The organism is Rhizobium sp. PK7-22 (genome assembly GCF_056530405.1).
Map to the genome: position 1 here is coordinate 2707067 of NZ_CP096514.1, position 18120 is coordinate 2725186.

At 63.6% G+C, this 18120-nt stretch carries 19 protein-coding genes; 14 read left to right on the plus strand and 5 right to left on the minus strand.

From position 1 onward, the window contains the following. Positions 1–10 precede the first annotated feature (10 nt). Positions 11–970, minus strand: a complete 960-nt coding sequence (locus M1E10_RS18005; protein ID WP_499174175.1) for a nucleoside hydrolase — start codon at positions 968–970, stop codon at positions 11–13. 175 nt (positions 971–1145) lie between these two features. Between M1E10_RS18005 and M1E10_RS18010 the strand changes: the two genes are divergently transcribed. After that, positions 1146–1931: a sulfite exporter TauE/SafE family protein gene (locus M1E10_RS18010; protein WP_499174176.1), complete on the plus strand. Its 786-nt coding sequence runs from the start codon at positions 1146–1148 to the stop codon at positions 1929–1931. A 23-nt stretch (positions 1932–1954) separates the two neighbouring features. Here M1E10_RS18010 and cobU read toward each other — a convergent pair whose 3' ends face one another. Continuing rightward, positions 1955–2479, minus strand: a complete 525-nt coding sequence (cobU, locus tag M1E10_RS18015; protein WP_499174177.1) for a bifunctional adenosylcobinamide kinase/adenosylcobinamide-phosphate guanylyltransferase — start codon at positions 2477–2479, stop codon at positions 1955–1957. A gap of 511 nt (positions 2480–2990) precedes the next feature. Between cobU and M1E10_RS18020 the strand changes: the two genes are divergently transcribed. The 4 genes from M1E10_RS18020 to M1E10_RS18035 all read left to right on the plus strand — a co-directional run bounded on the left by M1E10_RS18020 (position 2991) and on the right by M1E10_RS18035 (position 6608). After that, on the plus strand, positions 2991–3986 hold the full coding sequence (locus M1E10_RS18020; RefSeq protein WP_499174178.1) for a type 2 periplasmic-binding domain-containing protein: 996 nt from the start codon (positions 2991–2993) through the stop codon (positions 3984–3986). 145 nt (positions 3987–4131) lie between these two features. Further along, positions 4132–5184, plus strand: a complete 1053-nt coding sequence (locus M1E10_RS18025; RefSeq protein ID WP_499174179.1) for a quaternary amine ABC transporter ATP-binding protein — start codon at positions 4132–4134, stop codon at positions 5182–5184. Between the two features lie 56 nt (positions 5185–5240). Further along, on the plus strand, positions 5241–6254 hold the full coding sequence (gene bmt / locus M1E10_RS18030) for a betaine--homocysteine S-methyltransferase (RefSeq protein ID WP_499174180.1): 1014 nt from the start codon (positions 5241–5243) through the stop codon (positions 6252–6254). 3 nt (positions 6255–6257) lie between these two features. Next, positions 6258–6608, plus strand: a complete 351-nt coding sequence (locus tag M1E10_RS18035) for a hypothetical protein (protein ID WP_499174181.1) — start codon at positions 6258–6260, stop codon at positions 6606–6608. Positions 6609–6730: 122 nt separating this feature from the next. Here M1E10_RS18035 and M1E10_RS18040 read toward each other — a convergent pair whose 3' ends face one another. Next, the gene (locus tag M1E10_RS18040) at positions 6731–8302 is read right to left on the minus strand and encodes a trimethylamine methyltransferase family protein (RefSeq protein ID WP_499174182.1); all 1572 of its coding nucleotides are present in this window, start codon (positions 8300–8302) and stop codon (positions 6731–6733) included. 250 nt (positions 8303–8552) lie between these two features. On the opposite strand from M1E10_RS18040, the gene M1E10_RS18045 reads away from it, so the two are divergent. Beyond that, positions 8553–9251 carry a corrinoid protein gene (locus M1E10_RS18045; protein WP_499174183.1) on the plus strand — a complete coding sequence of 233 codons (699 nt, stop codon included), beginning with the start codon at positions 8553–8555 and terminating at the stop codon, positions 9249–9251. 39 nt (positions 9252–9290) lie between these two features. Here the strand turns inward: M1E10_RS18045 and M1E10_RS18050 are convergent, their stop codons facing one another. Continuing rightward, entirely contained in the window at positions 9291–9452 is a 162-nt protein-coding gene (locus M1E10_RS18050) for an entericidin domain-containing protein (RefSeq protein ID WP_499174184.1), read from the minus strand. 14 nt (positions 9453–9466) lie between these two features. Between M1E10_RS18050 and M1E10_RS18055 the strand changes: the two genes are divergently transcribed. The 6 genes from M1E10_RS18055 (at position 9467) to M1E10_RS18080 (ending at position 15546) form a co-directional block, all read left to right on the plus strand. Then, complete coding sequence (locus M1E10_RS18055) at positions 9467–10108, plus strand: DUF1638 domain-containing protein (RefSeq protein WP_499174185.1); 642 nt, start codon at positions 9467–9469, stop codon at positions 10106–10108. 124 nt (positions 10109–10232) lie between these two features. Continuing rightward, a complete protein-coding gene (locus M1E10_RS18060; RefSeq protein WP_499174186.1) occupies positions 10233–10535 on the plus strand; it encodes a virulence factor in 303 nt (100 codons plus the stop codon). Continuing rightward, positions 10528–11166: a methylenetetrahydrofolate reductase C-terminal domain-containing protein gene (locus tag M1E10_RS18065; RefSeq protein ID WP_499174187.1), complete on the plus strand. Its 639-nt coding sequence runs from the start codon at positions 10528–10530 to the stop codon at positions 11164–11166. The genes M1E10_RS18060 and M1E10_RS18065 overlap by 8 nt, the downstream gene beginning before the upstream one ends. Beyond that, positions 11163–12254, plus strand: coding sequence for a methylenetetrahydrofolate reductase (locus tag M1E10_RS18070; RefSeq protein WP_499174188.1), 1092 nt, complete (start codon positions 11163–11165; stop codon positions 12252–12254). The genes M1E10_RS18065 and M1E10_RS18070 overlap by 4 nt, the downstream gene beginning before the upstream one ends. 70 nt (positions 12255–12324) lie before the next feature. Then, on the plus strand, positions 12325–13287 hold the full coding sequence (locus M1E10_RS18075) for a methyltetrahydrofolate cobalamin methyltransferase (RefSeq protein WP_499174189.1): 963 nt from the start codon (positions 12325–12327) through the stop codon (positions 13285–13287). A 228-nt stretch (positions 13288–13515) separates the two neighbouring features. Further along, complete coding sequence (locus tag M1E10_RS18080) at positions 13516–15546, plus strand: ASKHA domain-containing protein (RefSeq protein WP_499174190.1); 2031 nt, start codon at positions 13516–13518, stop codon at positions 15544–15546. A gap of 12 nt (positions 15547–15558) precedes the next feature. On the opposite strand, the gene M1E10_RS18085 is transcribed toward M1E10_RS18080, so the two are convergent. Then, complete coding sequence (locus M1E10_RS18085; RefSeq protein ID WP_499174191.1) at positions 15559–16455, minus strand: LysR family transcription regulator; 897 nt, start codon at positions 16453–16455, stop codon at positions 15559–15561. Positions 16456–16645: 190 nt separating this feature from the next. Here M1E10_RS18085 and M1E10_RS18090 point away from each other — a divergent pair, with 190 nt between their 5' ends. Together M1E10_RS18090 and M1E10_RS18095 are read left to right on the plus strand one after the other, a co-directional pair. Further along, entirely contained in the window at positions 16646–16852 is a 207-nt protein-coding gene (locus M1E10_RS18090; protein WP_499174192.1) for a hypothetical protein, read from the plus strand. A 222-nt stretch (positions 16853–17074) separates the two neighbouring features. Beyond that, positions 17075–18094, plus strand: a complete 1020-nt coding sequence (locus M1E10_RS18095) for a GlxA family transcriptional regulator (protein ID WP_499177221.1) — start codon at positions 17075–17077, stop codon at positions 18092–18094. Positions 18095–18120 lie beyond the last annotated feature (26 nt).

Sequence of the window (18120 nt, forward strand, 5' to 3'; positions counted from 1 at the left end):
GAAAGGCTGCTCAGGCCGCCCTGCCCTCCACGATTGCGGCCCGGATGACATCCAGCACGCGCTCCGGCTCCACACCGGTGCAGACCAGCTGGCTCGGGTGCCCGTCCCAATGTCCGGCCGGGAACACGCGACCGTCCGGCTTCTGGATCGTCTGGCCATCGGCGATGCCGCCGCAGACGACGCGGACCGGGCCGCTGCGGGTCTGGAAGAGATCCGGTGCCACCAGGTACACGCAGGCGCAGCTGTCGTGGACGACCATGCCGTCGCCGACGCGGTGCCGGTAGAAGTCGATGTAGAACTGCGAGATGTCGGAGAGGAGCTGCACCGGCGCGCCGCCGGCAGCGGCCATCTCCGCCAGGAAGCCGCTCGTCATCACCGTCTTCAGCGTTACGTCCAGACCGACGACGGTAACTCGCCACGGCGCGGTAAACACCAGGTCGGCAGCCTCCGGGTCGCCGTGGATATTGGCCTCCGCCGCGGGACTGACGTTGCCGTTCAGATCGAAGGCGCCACCCATCACGATGACTTCCTTCACCAGTGCTGCGAAATCCGGATCCGCCCTCAGCGCCAGTGCTAGATTGGTCATGCGGCCAACGGCCACCAGCGTCACCTCCCCCGGCTGCGCCCGTACGGTGTCGATGATGAATTGCCAGGCCGGGCGGTCGTCGACAGTCCTGCCGATGACCGGCGGGATGTCGATATCACCGAGACCGTTCTCGCCGTGGATGAAGGTCGGCCGATGCCCTTCGGGTCGTGAGGGGTCGAAGGTCACCCCGGCGCCTTGAGCCACGGGGGCTGAAATCCCCCACGCCTGCGCCAGGAAGAGCGCGTTGCGGGTGGTGAGGTCAATCGGCGCATTGCCGAAGACGGTGGTGATCCCGATGAGATCGATCTGCGGATGGCGGTGCAGGAAGAGAAGCGCCATGGCATCATCGATGCCGGGATCTGTGTCGAAGATGACCTTGTGCATGCTTACGCTCTTGAATTCTGGAACTGCGGTATTCGGTTCCGGCACCATATCGCCGATTTGTTGCCGGGCAAGTCCGTCGGCTCGCGATGCCAACAGTTGCCAGCAACGATGTTCGGTGGCACAGAGCGACTCTCATCTTTTCTCCGCCGATCCTCCCCCTCCTCTGGTTCCTCCCGTGCACGATCTCGCCTTCCACCTTCTGGTGCTGCTCTTTGCTGCCGCCTGTATTGCCGGTTTTGTCGATTCCATTGCGGGTGGTGGAGGTCTGATCACCATCCCGGTGATGCTGATTGTCGGCATTCCGCCGCTCGAAGCGATTGCCACCAACAAGCTGCAGGGCCAGTTCGGCGTCGCATCCGCCACTCTTGCTTATGCAAGGAAGGGCCATGTCGACCTCAAGAAGCAGCTGCCGATGGCGCTGATGGCGACCGTGGGCGGCGTCCTCGGGGCATTTCTCGCCTCCGTCGTTCCAGCGGACACTCTGGCCGCAGCCATTCCGTTCCTGCTGGTCGGCATCGCGCTTTTCTTCGCGCTGAAGCCGAACCTCAGCGATCTCGACAGTCACCGGCGCGTCACACCCTTCCTTTTCGGACTGACGATCGTCCCGCTCGTCGGCCTCTATGACGGCGTGTTCGGGCCCGGCGCCGGCTCCTTCTACATGCTGGCCTTCGTGCTTCTCGGCGGCTTTGGCCTGCTGAAGGCGACCGCCCATACGAAGCTCCTCAACCTCGGGTCCAACTTCGGCTCCTTCCTCGTCTTCGCCGTCACCGGTTCGATTCTCTGGAAGGTGGGCCTGATCATGGGAGCAGGTCAGATCCTGGGCGCGCAGATCGGTTCGCGCCTGGCGATGCGCGGCGGCGCCAGGATCATCAAGCCGTTGCTGGTGGTTTCGTGCCTCGCGCTGGCACTGAAGCTGATGTCGGACCCGACGCATCCCGTCCGGATCTGGCTCGGCTTCTAGCCGTCTCTCGAGAATAGCTGGCGCTATCCCTTCATCTTCAACGGCAGCCCGGCGGCGACGAAGTAGACCTCGTCGGCAACGGCGGCGATCCGCTGGTGCAGCCGCCCGGCATGGTCACGGAAATCCCGCGCCATCCTGTTGTCGGGGACGATCCCCAGGCCGACCTCATTGGACACCAGAACGATCTGCCCCGGCCAGCCGGACAAACGCTCGACGAACAGAGCGCCGGCAGCATCGACATCGGTCTCGGCCATCATCAGGTTCGTCACCCAAAGGGTCAGGCAATCGACGAGCACCACGCGTTCGGGCGCCGCCAGAGCCTGCAGATGGCTGGTCAGATCGACAGGAATTTCATGGGTGCTCCATCCGTCGCCGCGGTCGGTACGGTGGCGGGAGATCCGCTCCCGCATCTCGGCGTCATAAGCCTGCCCGGTCGCCACATAATGACGCTCAAGGCCGCTTTCGCGCGCCAGCCGTTCGGCAAAGGCCGACTTTCCCGATCGCGCACCGCCTAGGACGAGCGTGACACGATTGGTGGAAGAACTCACAGCGCACCTGCGCGGCGGATCGGGATCTGGGTGGGGAAAGAGGAAACCGCGGCAGCGCAATTCCTGAAAGCACGGACGATTCGTAGATGCATGAGGCGTCCGCCTTGGTTCATCAGTTTGCGCTGCCGCTGCACAAAGGTGGGGGCATTGACGGGAGGAGTCAAGCCGAGACGGGCTTGACGGCCGGCTCCATGGCGCTTTGCGGAAAAAACGAGCGGCGGGGACGCACTACCTGACCCGACGCTGCAGTCGGAGCAACCGTCTGCAAAGCGATGATTAGCGGCACAGTGTTACCGGAAAGTTATTAGCGCTCCCCCTCATCTCGCATTCTTAGCCTTCTCTTGGCCCAAGACGTCCCAAGAGCGTGAAGCTGCGGGCAGCACGGTTGATTTCGCAGCGCAATACCCTACTCTCCTGGGCACACCGAAATCGCCGACGGTCGAACGAGTTGCGGCGTTCGGAGGGGCAGCAGGGCGATCGTCCCTTGCTGGCCCGGTTATGGATGTTTGTCATGCGCTATCCCCTTGCCGCAGCCGCGCTGTCACTCGGATTTTGCCTTCCATCGGGGGCAGCCGAGGCCGCTTGTGGCGCGATTTCCATCGCGAAGATGAACTGGGGATCGGCGGCAGTCGCGGCGCAGATCGACAAGATCATCCTGGAACGCGGCTTCGGCTGCACCGTCAACCTCGTTCCGGGCGATACCCTGCCGACCTTCAACTCCATGAACACTGCTGGCACGCCAGACATGGCGCCGGAGTTCTGGATCAACGCGGTACGCGGCGATCTCTCCCAGGCGACGGCGGAGAACCGCCTGGTGATCGGCGCGGAGATCCTCGCCGACGGCGCCGTCGAGGGCTGGTGGGTGCCGAAATTCATCATCGACGCCAATCCGGAAATTCGCACGGTCGATGACGCCCTGGCCCGTCCCGACCTGTTTCCCGCGCCCGCACAGGCCGACAAGGGTGCCGTCCATGGCTGTCCGCACGACTGGAGCTGCCAGGCGACGACCGCCAATCTCTTTCGCGCCTTCGATGCTGGGCAAAAGGGGTTCGAGCTGATCGAGCCGGCAACCGCCGAAGAACTCGAGGAATCGATCGCAGCCGCCTTCGAAACGCAGACCGGCTGGCTCGGCTATTACTGGGCCCCCACCGCGATTCTCGGAAAATACGAGATGGCGAAGCTCTCCTTCGGTGTGACGCACAGCAAGACGGAGTGGGATGCCTGCACCACCGTGGCCGCGTGCGCCAGTCCGGAGCGCAACGCCTATCCGACGTCGCAGGCCTTTACCCTCGTCACGCAGAGCTTCACAGAAAAAGCCGCCGAGGCCCTGGACTATGTCCGCCGCCGGCAATGGTCCAATGCCACGATCAGCAGCGTCCTCGCCTGGCAGATGGAAAACCAGGCCTCCGATCAGGAAGCCGCCGAATTTTTCCTCGACAGCCATCCGGATATATGGTCGCAGTGGGTGACGCCGAGCGTCGCGAAGAAGATCACTGGCGAGGGCTGACGGCTCCGCTTGTCCCTTCGGCGTCGCAAATCGCGCATCGCAGCTTCCGCCGATGCTGTAGTGGCAGAACATGCCTTCCTCGCTCATCCGGCGGAGGGGTTCCGCCAGACCGGCATGCAAGGGATACGCATGAGACAGGAAGCGCATGGCTAGCCACGGCATAGAGATCAAGGGGCTCTACAAGATCTTCGGTCCGCGGGGGCATGATCATGTCGTACAGGTTCGCGGCGGCATGTCGAAGACGGAGCTGAACGAGAGGCATGGCCATGTACTGGGGCTGCGCGACATCAACATCGCCATGCCCGCCGGACAGATCACGGTCGTCATGGGACTGTCCGGATCGGGCAAGTCGACGCTGATCCGACACATCAACCGGCTGATCGAACCAACCGCCGGCGAGGTGATCTACGACGGGACCGACATCTGCCGCATGAGCGATCGCGACCTGCGCGAATTCCGTCGGCACAAGACGGCGATGGTGTTCCAGAAGTTCGCGCTCTTGCCGCATCGCACGGTGATGGAAAATGCCGTCTACGGGCTGGACGTGCAGGGCGTTCCGCGGAGCCTGAGCATGGAAAAAGCACAGCACTGGATCGAGCGCGTCGGCCTGGCAGGTTTCGAGAACCACTATCCGAACCAGCTCTCGGGCGGCATGCAGCAACGTGTCGGACTGGCGCGAGCGCTGGCCAACGACGCCGACATCCTGCTGATGGACGAGGCCTATTCGGCGCTCGACCCGCTGATCCGGATGGACATGCAGACCGTGCTCCTCGACATCCAGAGCGAGCTGAAGAAGACGGTGATCTTCATCACCCACGATCTCGACGAGGCCCTGCGGCTCGGCGACAAGATAGCCATCCTGCGCGACGGTCAGGTCATCCAGCAGGGCACCGGGCAGCAAATTGTTCTTTCGCCGGCGGATGATTATATCGCTTCTTTCGTCAAGGAAGTGAACCGTAGCCGCGTCATCCAGGCCCGCACGGTGATGAAGCCGGCGGTGGGCGCCGTCGAGGGCGTCAAGGTTGCAGCGGAAGAGACGCTGGAATCGGTCGCCCAGCGCCTGACCAGGGCGGAACGCTCCAGCGCCGTCGTGGTCGACGACGACGGTATCGAGATCGGCGTCCTGGACCTCAATACGATCCTCGCGGCCATGGTCAATCCGGTCGGGCATCATGCCACTGCAGCCGCCCCACGGTAGGCAGATTGTATTTCCCTCACCGAGCGCCTATAGCCAGAAAATTCAAGGAGGCTTCAATGACCGCCGCAAATCCTCTCCGCGACCTGCTTGCCGAAAAGGGTGTCCTGCTCGCGGACGGCGCGACAGGAACCAATCTCTTCGCCATGGGCCTGGAGGCCGGCGAGGCACCGGAACTCTGGAACGAGACGCATCCGGAGCGGATCGACAAACTGCATCAGGACTTCGTCGATGCGGGCGCCGATATCATTCTCAGCAACTCCTTCGGCGGCACGCGCCACCGGTTGAAACTGCACCATGCGCAGGACCGCGTCTTCGACCTGAACAGACGTGCAGCAGAAATCGCCCGTGCCGTAGCCGACCGCGCACCGCGGAAAGTGATCGTGGCCGGCTCCGTCGGTCCGACAGGCGAGCTTCTGGTGCCGCTCGGCGCCATGACCTACGAGGAAGCCGTCACTGCCTTCGTCGAGCAGATGGAAGGCCTGAAGGCGGGAGGTGCGGATGTCGCCTGGATCGAGACCATGTCATCCGCCGACGAGATCCGCGCCGCCGCGGAGGCGGCAACCAAGGTCGGCCTGCCCTATACCTACACCGGTTCCTTCGACACGGCCGGCAGGACGATGATGGGTGTTGATCCGAAGGACATCCACGGCATCGCGAAAGACATGGGGGATGGCCCGGTGGCCGTCGGTGCCAATTGCGGCGTCGGCGCCTCCGACATCCTGTCCAGCCTCCTCGACATGACGGCCGCCGAGCCGGAGGCGATCACCATCGTCAAGGGCAACTGCGGCATTCCAGAATTCCGCGGTGCCGAGATCTACTATTCCGGCACGCCGCCGTTGATGGCGGAATATGCGCGCCTCGCCCGCGACGCCGGCGCCAGGATTATCGGCGGCTGCTGCGGCACATCCTGTGAGCACCTCGCCGCAATGCGCCAGGCGCTCGACGATTATACGCCGCGGCCAAGGCCGACGATCGAGGAGATCGTCGAGCGGATTGGGCCACTCCGCAACAAGAAGGCAAGCGAATCGGGCGGCGACGGCACGCGCGAACGGCGCCGGCGCAGGACCTGAACCATGAGCAACATCGCAACGATCGCCAACCGCGACACCGTCGCCGACAGCCTGTCGGGCCTGACCGACGAAAATCAGTCCTGGCTTGGGCTGCTGATGCAAAATCCGTCTGCTGACGAGACGCTGTTCGATGGACTGCATCTCTTCCTCGGCCGTCAGGCCGAAGCGCAGTTCCTGAACGCCCTGAAGCTGCAGAAATGCGGCGAGTGGCTGGGCAACACTGCGCCGCCTCGGCTCCAGGTGCGGCTCATGGAGGCTGCAAAATCCAGCCAGCACGCGGCCTATGCAGCCTTCCGCGAGGGGCTTGTAAATTCCGGCGGACTTGAGCGCGCCTATCCCAAGGCGCGCATCTAGCTCAGATCCGGAGCCGCTTACCGCGGCTCATTCGGCTTGTAGTGCGGCCGCCAGACCGCTGCCTGGATGAAATCGGCAACGGTCGCCGCGCCGCCTTGCTCCCTGGCGGCATCGGGACCCTTTCAAGTGAAGGCGTCGGGCATCGATTCCTTGCGGCTTGCGATGAAGGCGAGCAGCGCCTCGTCGATCGCCGGATCCAGAGCCGGCGCCTCATAGCTGTCAAGCCAGGAACGGCAAAGCGCATTTGCACGCTCCTCGATCCGTTTCTCGCCCTCGACCTCCCATTGTTCGTAAGAGTTGTTGTCGGCCAGCGCCGAACGGTAGAAGGCTGTCTGGAAATGCGCCTGGGTATGGGCGCAGCCGAGATAATGGCTTCCCGGGCCCACTTCGCGGATGGCGTCCAGCGCCTGACCGGCCTCGGACAGATCGACGCCCTCGGCAAGCTTCTGCATCATGCCGAGCTGGTCCTGATCGATCATGAACTTCTCGTAGGAGGAGACGAGCCCGCCCTCCAGCCAGCCTGCCGCATGAAGCACGAAGTTCGTGCCGGCCAGCAGCGTCGTGTTGAGTGTATTGGCTGATTCGTGGGCGGCCTGCGCATCCGGAACCTTGGAGCCACAAAGCGAGCCGCCGGTCCGAAACGGAAGCCCGAGGCGACGCGCCAGCTGGGCCGCGCCATAGGACACCAGCGACGGCTCCGGCGTGCCGAAGGTCGGCGCACCCGACTGCATCGAAATCGAGGCAGCAAACGTGCCGAACAGCACCGGCGCGCCCGGACGGATGAGCTGCGTGAAGGCTGCCCCGGCCAGCACTTCCGCCAGGATCTGCGTCAGCGTGCCGGCAACCGTCACCGGGCTCATGGCGCCCGACAGGATGAACGGCGACACGACGCTGGCCTGATTGTGCCGCGCATAGACCTTGAGCGCGCCCAGCATCGTCTCGTCGAAGACCATTGGCGAATTGGCGTTGATGAGATTGAGCGTCACGCAGTTGTTCTCGACGAACTCGTCGCCGAAGACGAGCTTGGCCATGGCGATCGTGTCTTCTGCCCGCTCAGGCGCGGTGACGGAGCCCATGAACGGCTTGTCGGAGTATTTCACGTGGGCATAGATCATGTCGAGGTGGCGCTTGTTGACCGGCACGTCGACCGGCTCGCAGACCGTGCCGCCGGACGAATGCATCGACGGTGCCATATAGGCAAGCTTCACGAAGTTGCGGAAATCCTCGATCGTCGCATAGCGGCGCTGGCCGTCGAGGTCGCGCACGAAGGGCGGTCCATAGACGGGGGCAAAGACGGTGGCCTTGCCGCCGATATGGACGCTGCGCTCGGGATTGCGCGCGTGCCAGGTAAATTCCTTGGGCGCCGTCTTCAGGATCTCGCGGCATAGTCCGTTCGGAAAGTGCACGCGCTGGCCGCGCACGTCCGCGCCAGCCTTCGCCCAGAGTTCCAGTGCCTCGGCGTCGTCACGAAACTCGATGCCGATCTCTTCCAGGATGGTGTCGGCATTGCGTTCGATGAGCTGCAGGCCTTCCTCGTCGAGGACCTCGTACACGCCGATCTTCCGGGTGATATAGGGCAGCGACGGGTTTGGACCGCCGCCGGCCCGCGAGGCGCGCCGGCCTGCCGCTCCGCGTTCGCCGCGCGACCGACGCCCACCTGCAGCCGCTTCCGTTGGTTGATTGACCTCGTCCATGCTCTTCCTCGCCGTTGCACCGTGACGGTGCCTGCCATCATCTCGCTCACCATGCTAGGACGCCGCGCCATGCGAACCCCGCCTTTCTGCGCCACGCATTTGCGCAGAACAGACATCGGGCCGCCCTTGCGGACACGCCGTCGCTTTTCCAGCGATCCGAAGTCGTTTTCAAGGAAGTCGAAAAACCATTTGCGTTTCATCATGTTCGCGGAGCACGCTGTGTTTCGTGCCGCAATCGATTGGAAGCATCATGTCCGAAGACGACATCATTCTGGCCGAACTGTCCGACGAGGAACTGGTGCAGCAGATGCACGACGATCTCTACGACGGAATGAAAGACGAGATCGAGGAAGCGACCCGAATCCTGCTCGACCGCGGATGGACGCCCTACGATGTTCTGACACAGGCCCTCGTGGAGGGCATGCGCATTGTCGGCATCGACTTCCGCGACGGCATCCTGTTCGTTCCCGAAGTGCTTCTGTCGGCCAACGCGATGAAGTCCGGCATGAACATCCTGCGTCCGCTGCTGGCCGCCACCGGGGCGCCGAAGCAGGGTAAAATGGTGATCGGCACGGTGAAGGGAGATATCCACGATATCGGCAAGAACCTTGTCGGCATGATGATGGAGGGCGCAGGCTTCGATGTGATCGATCTCGGGATCAACAACCCAGTCGAGAACTATCTCGAGGCACTGGAGCGCGAGAAGCCGGACATTCTGGGAATGTCGGCTCTGTTGACGACGACCATGCCTTACATGAAGGTGGTGATCGACACGATGAAGGAAAAGGGAATCCGGGACGACTACGTCGTTCTTGTCGGCGGCGCGCCGCTCAACGAGGAGTTCGGGCGGGCGGTCGGTGCCGATGCCTATTGCCGTGATGCGGCGGTGGCCGTCGAAACGGCCAAGGAATACATCCGCAGAAAGCACAATTCGCTCTCAGCCGGATAAAGAAAAAGCCGGCCTCATGCCGGCTTTTTCTTGCTGTCGTTAGCGCGAAGCGGCGCGGTCAACGTTGCGGCCGGCGGACTGCGTCGCATCTACAGTGTTGGCTGCGTCTGCGCCGACACCGCGGATGGTGTTGCCGCAGGAGCTAAGTGCAGCAGCCGTGACGAAGAGGGCGGCGATAACCGTGACAGTCTTGGACGTCATGAGAAAGTACTCCGATGGGTTCCGATCAAAAAAAGGCGGAAAATTGCCTTCCGACACAGGAACGCCCCAATCGCGAAAAAGTTCACATAATTGCGTGCGGCGCGATTGCGCGTGAAATATTAGCGGTTTGTGCGCAGCAAGGCCTGGACCATGTCGACATTCGATGCCTGCCTGCCATCTGGCATGCCTACCCGCAGAAGATCGTGCCGGGGCTGGAGAAAGCCCTCGCGGAGGCTCGCAACCAAGGCTTCCGGAAGATCTTTTTTGCCTACGCCGACTGCGGCACCGGCGGCGACATCGACCGCCTCTGCGCACGCGAGGGCATCGCACGCATTGCCGGACCACATTGCTATTCCTTCTTTTCCGGCAACGACGTCTTCCAGTCGAGAGCCGACGACGATCTTCTGAGTTTCTTCCTGACCGATTTCCTGGCGCGCCAGTTCCATGCCTTCGTCATCGAGCCGCTCGGCCTCGACCGGTATCCGCAGTTGAAGGAGACCTACTTCGGCAACTACCGCAAGCTGGTCTATCTCAGCCAGGAGGAGGATGAAGCCTTGCAGGAGAAGGCGCGGGCCGCGGCCCATTACCTGGGGCTGACCTATGAGTATCGCGTCACCGGCTACGGTGATCTGACGAAGGCATTGCAGACCCTGTGACCTTCTCGCCCGGACGCGATCATGCCCCTCCTCCCTCGCGTCGCTTTTTGCTCTGTGCGACGTCGTGACAAGCGCAGTCCCGGCCAGACAGCACGTGCATGCTGTGACAAAACAGGAGAGTGCATTGGCAGACTGCATCACCGTCTACTGGCGGGACATACCAGCGCAGGTGATCGTCAAGAAGGGGCGCCAGACCGCCAAGCGGGAGCTTTCGCTCCGCTTTACGGAAGCCATCGACATGTGCGCCATGCGCACCGGCGCGGCCGAAACGGACTCTTATCTGGCGGATTGGCGCAAGGGCGAAGCCGTTGCCGTCTCCGACGATTTACAGGCCGAGGCAGACCGGGCTGCGGCGGAACTGGAAGCGGGCTACGACAAGGAACGTCTGGTCGCGCTGGTCAAGGCTGGAGGTCGGGAAGATGCCTGATGTCGGCGCCCCGAAGATTACTGATGCCCCGGCCGTTTCACCGGCTGCCGGTTCCGGCACCAGGCCGGCAACCGGAAATGCCGGCGCGGCACGCAAGGCCGCCACCGGCGCCTACGTCCCGAGTGACATCTCTCCCAACCGACGGGTCCAGCGAAGCTACTCGATCCGCCTCTGGTCGGTCCGCCATTCGCGCATGCTCGAATGGTTCTACGCCCGCTTCGCCAGCGTCTTCCTGCTGCTGCATCCCCTGTGGAAGGCGATCGGCTACAGCCGCGTCGAGGCGCCGGTCACCTTCGTCGAAAAACGGGTGAAGGGCCTGCTCTTCGACTGCCGCATGTGCGGCCAATGCATCCTCTCCTCCACCGGAATGTCCTGCCCGATGAACTGTCCCAAGCAGCTGCGCAACGGGCCCTGCGGCGGCGTCCGGGCGAACGGCAACTGCGAGGTCGAGCCCGACATGCCCTGCGTCTGGGTCAAGGCATGGGAAGGGTCGCGCCAGATGGTGAAGGGCGACGCAATGCTGAACGTCCAGAAGCCGGTCAACCAGTCGCTGCGGGAAACCTCCTCGTGGCTGCGGGTCACCGCCGAGGCTGCAGCACGAAACGAGATTGCCAAGGACACAGCGGCATGAGCGTGGACATCAATCCTAGAGATCTGGGAGGTCCGCTCGAGCCCCTGCCCGGCCATTCGTCACGCGGACGGCTGGAGCGCATTCTCCGTCGGGGCGAATTTGCCGTCACCGCCGAGCTCAACCCACCCGACAGTGCCGATCCGCAGGACGTCTACGACCGCGCGGCGATCTTCGAGGGCTGGGTCGACGGCATCAATGCGGTCGATGCCTCCGGCGCCAACTGCCACATGTCGTCGGTCGGCATCTGCGCGCTGCTGACCCGGATGGGCTACGCACCGATCATGCAGATCGCCTGCCGTGACAGGAACCGCATCGCCATCCAGGGCGACGTGCTCGGCGCATCTGCCATGGGGGTGCAGAACATCCTGTGCCTGACCGGGGACGGCGTGCAGGCCGGCGATCAGCCGGGCGCCAAGCCGGTCTTCGACCTCGACTGCATGTCGCTGCTCGAAACGGTGCGCACCATGCGCGACGAGGCGAAATTCCTCTCCGGCCGCAAGCTGACCTCGCCGCCGCAGGTCTTCCTCGGCGCCGCCATCAACCCCTTCGCGCCGCCCTATGATTTTCGCCCCTACCGGCTGGCGAAGAAAATCGCGGCCGGCGCGCAGTTCGTGCAGAGCCAGTACTGTTTCGACGTGCCGATGTTTCGCGACTACATGGCCAAGGTCCGCGATCTCGGCCTTGCAGAGCAGTGCTTCATCCTCGTCGGCGTCGGGCCTCTTGCCTCCGCCAAGACCGCCCGGTGGATCCGCGCCAACGTCCCCGGCATCCACATCCCCGACAGCGTCATCGCCCGCCTCGAGGGCGCCAAGGATCAGAAGAAAGAGGGCAAGCAGCTCTGCATCGACATCATCAACGAGGTGAAGGAGATCGAGGGCGTCGCCGGCATCCACGTGATGGCCTATCGGCAGGAGGAATACGTGGCCGAGATCGTCCATGAGTCCGGCGTGCTGAAAGGCCGCCGGCCGTGGAAGCACGAGGCCAATCCGACCGATGTGGTTGTCGCCGAGCGCCTGGAGGAAATCCGCCAGGGCAAGGAAGAAAACCAGCAGCAGCTCGCAGACATCGCGGCACACAAGCCGCACTGAACAACCGGCCTCGGCAGATGCCGGGGCTCGACCAGTAGAGACCCACCGCCATCAGGCCTCGGAGACCCGCATGACCCGCACCATCGTCGCATCCGCCACCCGCGAAGTGATCATCGGCTTCGACCAGCCCTTCTGCGTCATCGGCGAGCGGATCAATCCGACCGGCCGCAAGAAGCTCGCCGCCGAGATGATCGAAGGAAATTTCGACACCGTCATCCGGGACGCGCTGGAGCAGGTCGCCGCCGGCGCCACCATGCTCGACGTCAATGCAGGCGTCACATCCGTCAACCCGAACGAGACGGAGCCGGGCCTGTTGGTGAGGACCCTGGAAATCGTCCAGGGCCTGGTCGACGTGCCGCTGTCGATCGATTCGTCCGTCTCCGCCGCCATCGAGGCCGCCTTGAAGGTCGCCAAGGGCCGCCCGCTGGTCAACTCCGTGACCGGCGAGGAGGAGAAGCTGGAAGCCATCCTGCCGCTCTGCGCCAAATATGACGTGCCGGTCGTGGCGATCTCCAACGACGAGACCGGCATCTCGATGGACCCGGACGTCCGTTTCGCCGTCGCCAAGAAGATCGTCGAGCGTGCCATGGACTACGGCATCAAACCCCATGACATCGTCGTCGATCCTCTGGTCATGCCGATCGGCGCCTTGGGTAACGCCGGCCGCCAGGTCTTCCAGCTGCTCTATCGCCTCCGCAACGAACTGAAGGTCAACACCACCTGCGGCCTCTCCAACATCTCCTTCGGCCTGCCGCACCGCCACGGCATCAACGCCGGCTTCATTCCCATGGTCATCGGCGCCGGCATGACCTCGGCCATCATGAACCCCTGCCGCCCGCAGGAAATGGAAGCCGTGCGCGCCGCCAACGTCCTGAACGGCACCGACCCCAATTGCGGTACCTGGATCATGTCCTATCGCGACCACAAACCGGCGGAAGCCGGTGCCGCCCCCTCCAGCACACCGCCGGGCGCCTCCTCCGGTCGCCGCGGCGGCCGCGCGGCCAGAGCCGGCGCGGGAGCGGCGTCGGAGTAAATGCGGCGCCTGACGCTTGCCCTTCTCCCCAGCGGGGAGAAGGTGGCGCGAAGCGCCGGATGAGGGGGCAAAGCAACGCAGATGAGACCAGTCCCCCTCATCTGCCCTTTGGGCATCTTCTCCCCGCTGGGGAGAAGAGATGTGTCGCCCAGTGACAACGACGACAGCTCGCTTCCTATGCGATTAAGAACGGACCTCGGGGCTCCGGCCCCACCATGAAAGACTGACATGACCGAGACCGCAGATCCCCTCGTCCTCTTCATGCCGTCCGGCAAGCGCGGACGCTTCCCGGTGGGTACGACCGTCCTGGAGGCCGCCCGTTCGCTTGGCGTCTATGTCGAGAGCGTCTGCGGTGGCCGCGCCACCTGCGGGCGCTGCCAGATCCAGGTTCAGGAGGGGCATTTCGCTAAGCACCAGATCTCCTCCTCGCTCGACCATATCTCGCCGGTCGGCGCCAAGGAGCGACGCTACGCAGAAGTGCGGACAATCCCCGAGGGCCGCCGGCTGTCCTGCTCGGTGCAGATCCTCGGCGATATCGTCGTCGACGTGCCGCAGGATACGGTGGTCAATGCCCAGGTGATCCGCAAGGCCGCCACCGACCGCCTGTTCGACCGCAATCCGGCGATCCAGCTCTGCTATGTGGAGGTCGACGAGCCGGACATGCACAAGCCGCTCGGCGATCTCGACCGCCTCAACGTGATGCTGGAGAAGGACTGGGGTTGGAAGGACATCCTGGTTGCCCAGCACCTGCTGCCCGACGTCCAGAAGATCCTGCGCAAGGGCAGCTGGGGCGTCACCGCCGCCATCCACCGCGATCTGGAGGGCGCGCGTCCAAACCTCATCGCACTCTGGCCTGGCCTCCACAACGAAGCCTATGGCATTGCCTGCGACATCGGCTCGACGACGATCGCCATGCATCTGGTCTCCCTGCTGTCGGGCCGCGTCATTGCATCCTCCGGCACCTCCAACCCGCAGATCCGCTTCGGCGAGGATCTGATGAGCCGGGTGTCCTATGTGATGATGAACCCGCACGGACGCGACGCCATGACAAAGGCGGTACGCCAGGCCATCAACGAGCTGACGGTTCAGGTCTGCCAGGAGAGCGGCGTCGACCCCAATGACATCCTCGACGCGGTCTTTGTCGCCAATCCTATCATGCATCACCTCTTCCTGGGCATCGATCCGACCGAGCTCGGCCAGGCGCCCTTCGCGCTGGCCGTTTCCGGCGCCGTCCACACCTGGTCGCGTGAGATCGATCTCGCCATCAATCACGGTGCGCGCGTCTATCTTCTTCCCTGCATTGCCGGTCATGTCGGTGCCGACGCCGCGGGTGCCACGCTGTCGGAAGGTCCGCACCGCCAGGACAAGATGATGCTGCTGGTGGATGTCGGTACCAATGCCGAAATCGTCCTCGGCAATCGCGACCGTGTCGTCGCCGCCTCCTCGCCCACCGGCCCCGCCTTCGAAGGCGCGGAGATCTCCTGCGGTCAGCGAGCGGCACCCGGCGCCATCGAGCGCGTGCGCATCGACCCTGAGACGCTGGAGCCGAAGTTCCGCGTCATAGGCGTCGACAAGTGGTCGGACGAACCGGGATTTGCCGAAGAGGCTGAAAGGACCGGGATCACCGGTATCTGCGGCTCCGCGATCATCGAAGTCGTCGCCGAGATGTATCTCTCCGGCATCATCTCGGAGGACGGCGTCGTGGATGGCACCATGGCGTCGAGAAGCCCCCGCATCCTCGCCAGCGGCCGCACCTTTTCCTACCTGCTGCATGACGGCGAGCAGAGGATCACGGTGACGCAGAACGACGTGCGCGCGATCCAGCTCGCCAAGGCGGCGCTCTACGCCGGCATCAAGCTGCTGATGGAGAAGCAGGGCGTCGAAACCGTCGACACCATCCGCTTCGCCGGCGCCTTCGGCTCCTTCATAGACCCCAAATACGCCATGGTCCTGGGCCTCATACCGGATTGCGATCTGTCGGAGGTGAAGGCGGTCGGCAATGCGGCCGGAACCGGCGCCTTGATGGCCCTGCTCAACCGGGACTTCCGACGCGAGATCGAAGAGACGGTCAGCAAAATCGAGAAGATAGAGACGGCTCTGGAACCCAGGTTCCAGGAGCACTTCGTCTATGCCATGGCTCTGCCGAACAAGGTCGACAGCTTCCCGCAACTCGCCGCCGCCGTCACTCTGCCGGAGCGCAAGGCCTCGACGGATAACGGTGAACCCGGCGGGCGGCGAAGGCGCCGCGGGCGCGACTAGGCAGGCGGTGGATCAGGCGGCTGCCCTGATCAGCTGGCCGTAAAACGCGCGAATGCTCTCGGCCACGGCCTTTGACGGGATCGCCAGCTGCGGTGTCGTCAACAGCCGCACGTCGAAACTGAAAAGCTCCGGCAACCCCTCCTGCGGCCCCAGCACCACCATCTCGTCTGTCAGATAGGAGCGCGGGAATGGTGCGATGGCCAGATCGGCCAGCACCGCCGCGCGTTGGGCCATGGAATGGGCGCTGGCGTAGGCGACGCGGTAAGGGCGTTTCTGCTTTTCGAGCTGGCTGATGGCATCCTGGCGCCATACGCACCCCTCCTCCCAGACAGAGATCGGCAGCGGATCGCGCAGATGGGCGTTGCCGCATTTGGCACCGGCCCAGACCAGCTTCTCCGCATGAATAACCTCGCCGAAATTCGGAAAGGAACGCGGGTGACAGTTGAACAGTGCCAGGTCCAGCCGCCCCTCCTCCACACGCCGGCGCAGTGCAGAGCTCATGTCGACGGTGACATCGACCATGATGCCGGGAAAATTCTCGGCGAAATCCTTGAGGATCAGCGGCAGCAGCCGCTCGGCGATATCGTCCGGGGCGCCGAGCCGCACCACGCCGGCCAGATCCGGCATCACGAAGCGGGCAACCGCCTCGTTCGACAGTGCCAGCATCCGGCGGGCGTAGGACAGGAGAACCTCGCCATGCTGCGTCAACGACACCGAGCGCGCGTCCCGGAGAAACAGCGTCGTCTTCAACTGCTCCTCCAGCTTCTTGATCTGCATGGAAACGGCCGACGGCGTCCGCAGCACGGCCTCCGCCGCGGTTGAGAAATTTCCCGTCTCGGCAATCGCGACGAAGGTGCGCAGCAGGTCATTGTCCAGGAGCGGCAGCGGCGGGCGGAATGGAGTGGCCATCGTTTTCTCTATCAATAAAACTGACATTAAACACGATATCATTTCGTTTGATTGAACGTCAAGCTGAGTTCAGGATCCTGTGCATAGAGGATGACATAGCCAGACAAACTCCAGGTTCTCGCGGCTCCCAGTTGGACCGTGACGCTGGTTACTCGGTGAAGTGCCATCCTGATACTAAAGGAGAAGACCGATGGCATACGCATCACATCACTCCGACCACAGCTGGCGGTTCCGCAGCCTTGGCCGCCCCGTCTTGATGCTCGCCGCACTGCTGCAGCTGCGGTGGCGTCAGCGCCAGACCGAAAGAATGCTGGAATCACTCCCCTCCGAGATCCGCAAGGACATTGGCTGGCCGTCCAGCAACGAAATGGGTGTCGCAGGGCGTGCCCCGCATTAGCGACGGCGGCGCTTTCGCTCGATCCGGTTTCGACGCGGGTGGGGAACATCGGCGCAAGGCTGTCCAGGCCCATCATCGGCAACATCGTCTGGTGATGCCCATGTCGCAAAAATACTGCAGGCCGTTACTCCAGCCCCCCTTCTCGCCTCCGATATTTCATGTCAGTGTCGCATTTGAAGTATCGGACAACGGCGCGACTTGAGGAGCGGCGGCATGAATGTGATCAGCAGACAGCCGACAGTGAAGCGGACTCTCGTATTCTTTCTCGTGCCGGATTTCACCATGCTGCCGTTCGCCGCGGCAGTGGAGACGTTGCGCATTGCCAACCGCATGCTCGGGTACACCGCCTATAACTGGCGGCTCTGCTCCGCCGACGGCGAGAGGGTATGCTCCTCGGCGGGCATTGCGGTCGAGGTCAACAGCTCGGTGGCCGACGAGCGCAAGAACCTCGGCGGCGAGAGCCGGCCCAACATGGTGCTGGTCTGCTCCGGCATCGACATCGAACAATACGCCAACAAGACGGTCAACGCCTGGCTGCGCGAGACCTACAACCGCGGCATCGCGGTCGGCAGCCTCTGCACCGGCGCCCATGTTCTGGCCCAGGCCGGGCTGCTGAACGGAAAGCGCTGCGCCATCCACTGGGAGAACCTGCCCGGGTTTTCGGAAGCCTTTCCGCAGGCGGAGGTCTATGCGGATCTCTACGAGGTTGACGGCAATATCTACACCTGCGCCGGCGGCACGGCGTCACTGGACATGATGCTCAACCTGATCGGCCAGGATTTTAGCGAAAACCTTGTCAATCGCATCTGCGAGCAGCAGCTTACCGATCGCGTCCGCAACCCGCATGATCGCCAGCGCCTGCCGTTGCGCGCCCGCCTCGGTGTCCAGAACGCCAAGGTGCTGTCGATCATCGAGTTGATGGAGAACAATCTGTCGGAGCCGCTGTCGCTCGTGGAAATCGCGGATGATGCCGATCTGTCGCGCCGGCAGATCGAGCGGCTTTTCCGCCAGGAGATGGGCCGATCCCCTGCCCGCTATTATCTGGAGATCCGCCTCGACCGGGCCCGGCATCTGCTCGTGCAGTCGTCGATGCCGGTCGTTGAGGTGGCGGTGGCCTGCGGCTTTGTTTCCGCCTCGCATTTCTCCAAATGCTATCGTGAGGTCTACAACCGCTCGCCCCAGCAGGAACGCGCGGAGCGCAAGCTGACGATTGCCAGCTCGCGCACAAGCGTCGCTGCCTGAGATGCTCCTACGGACCGGTCGCGAAA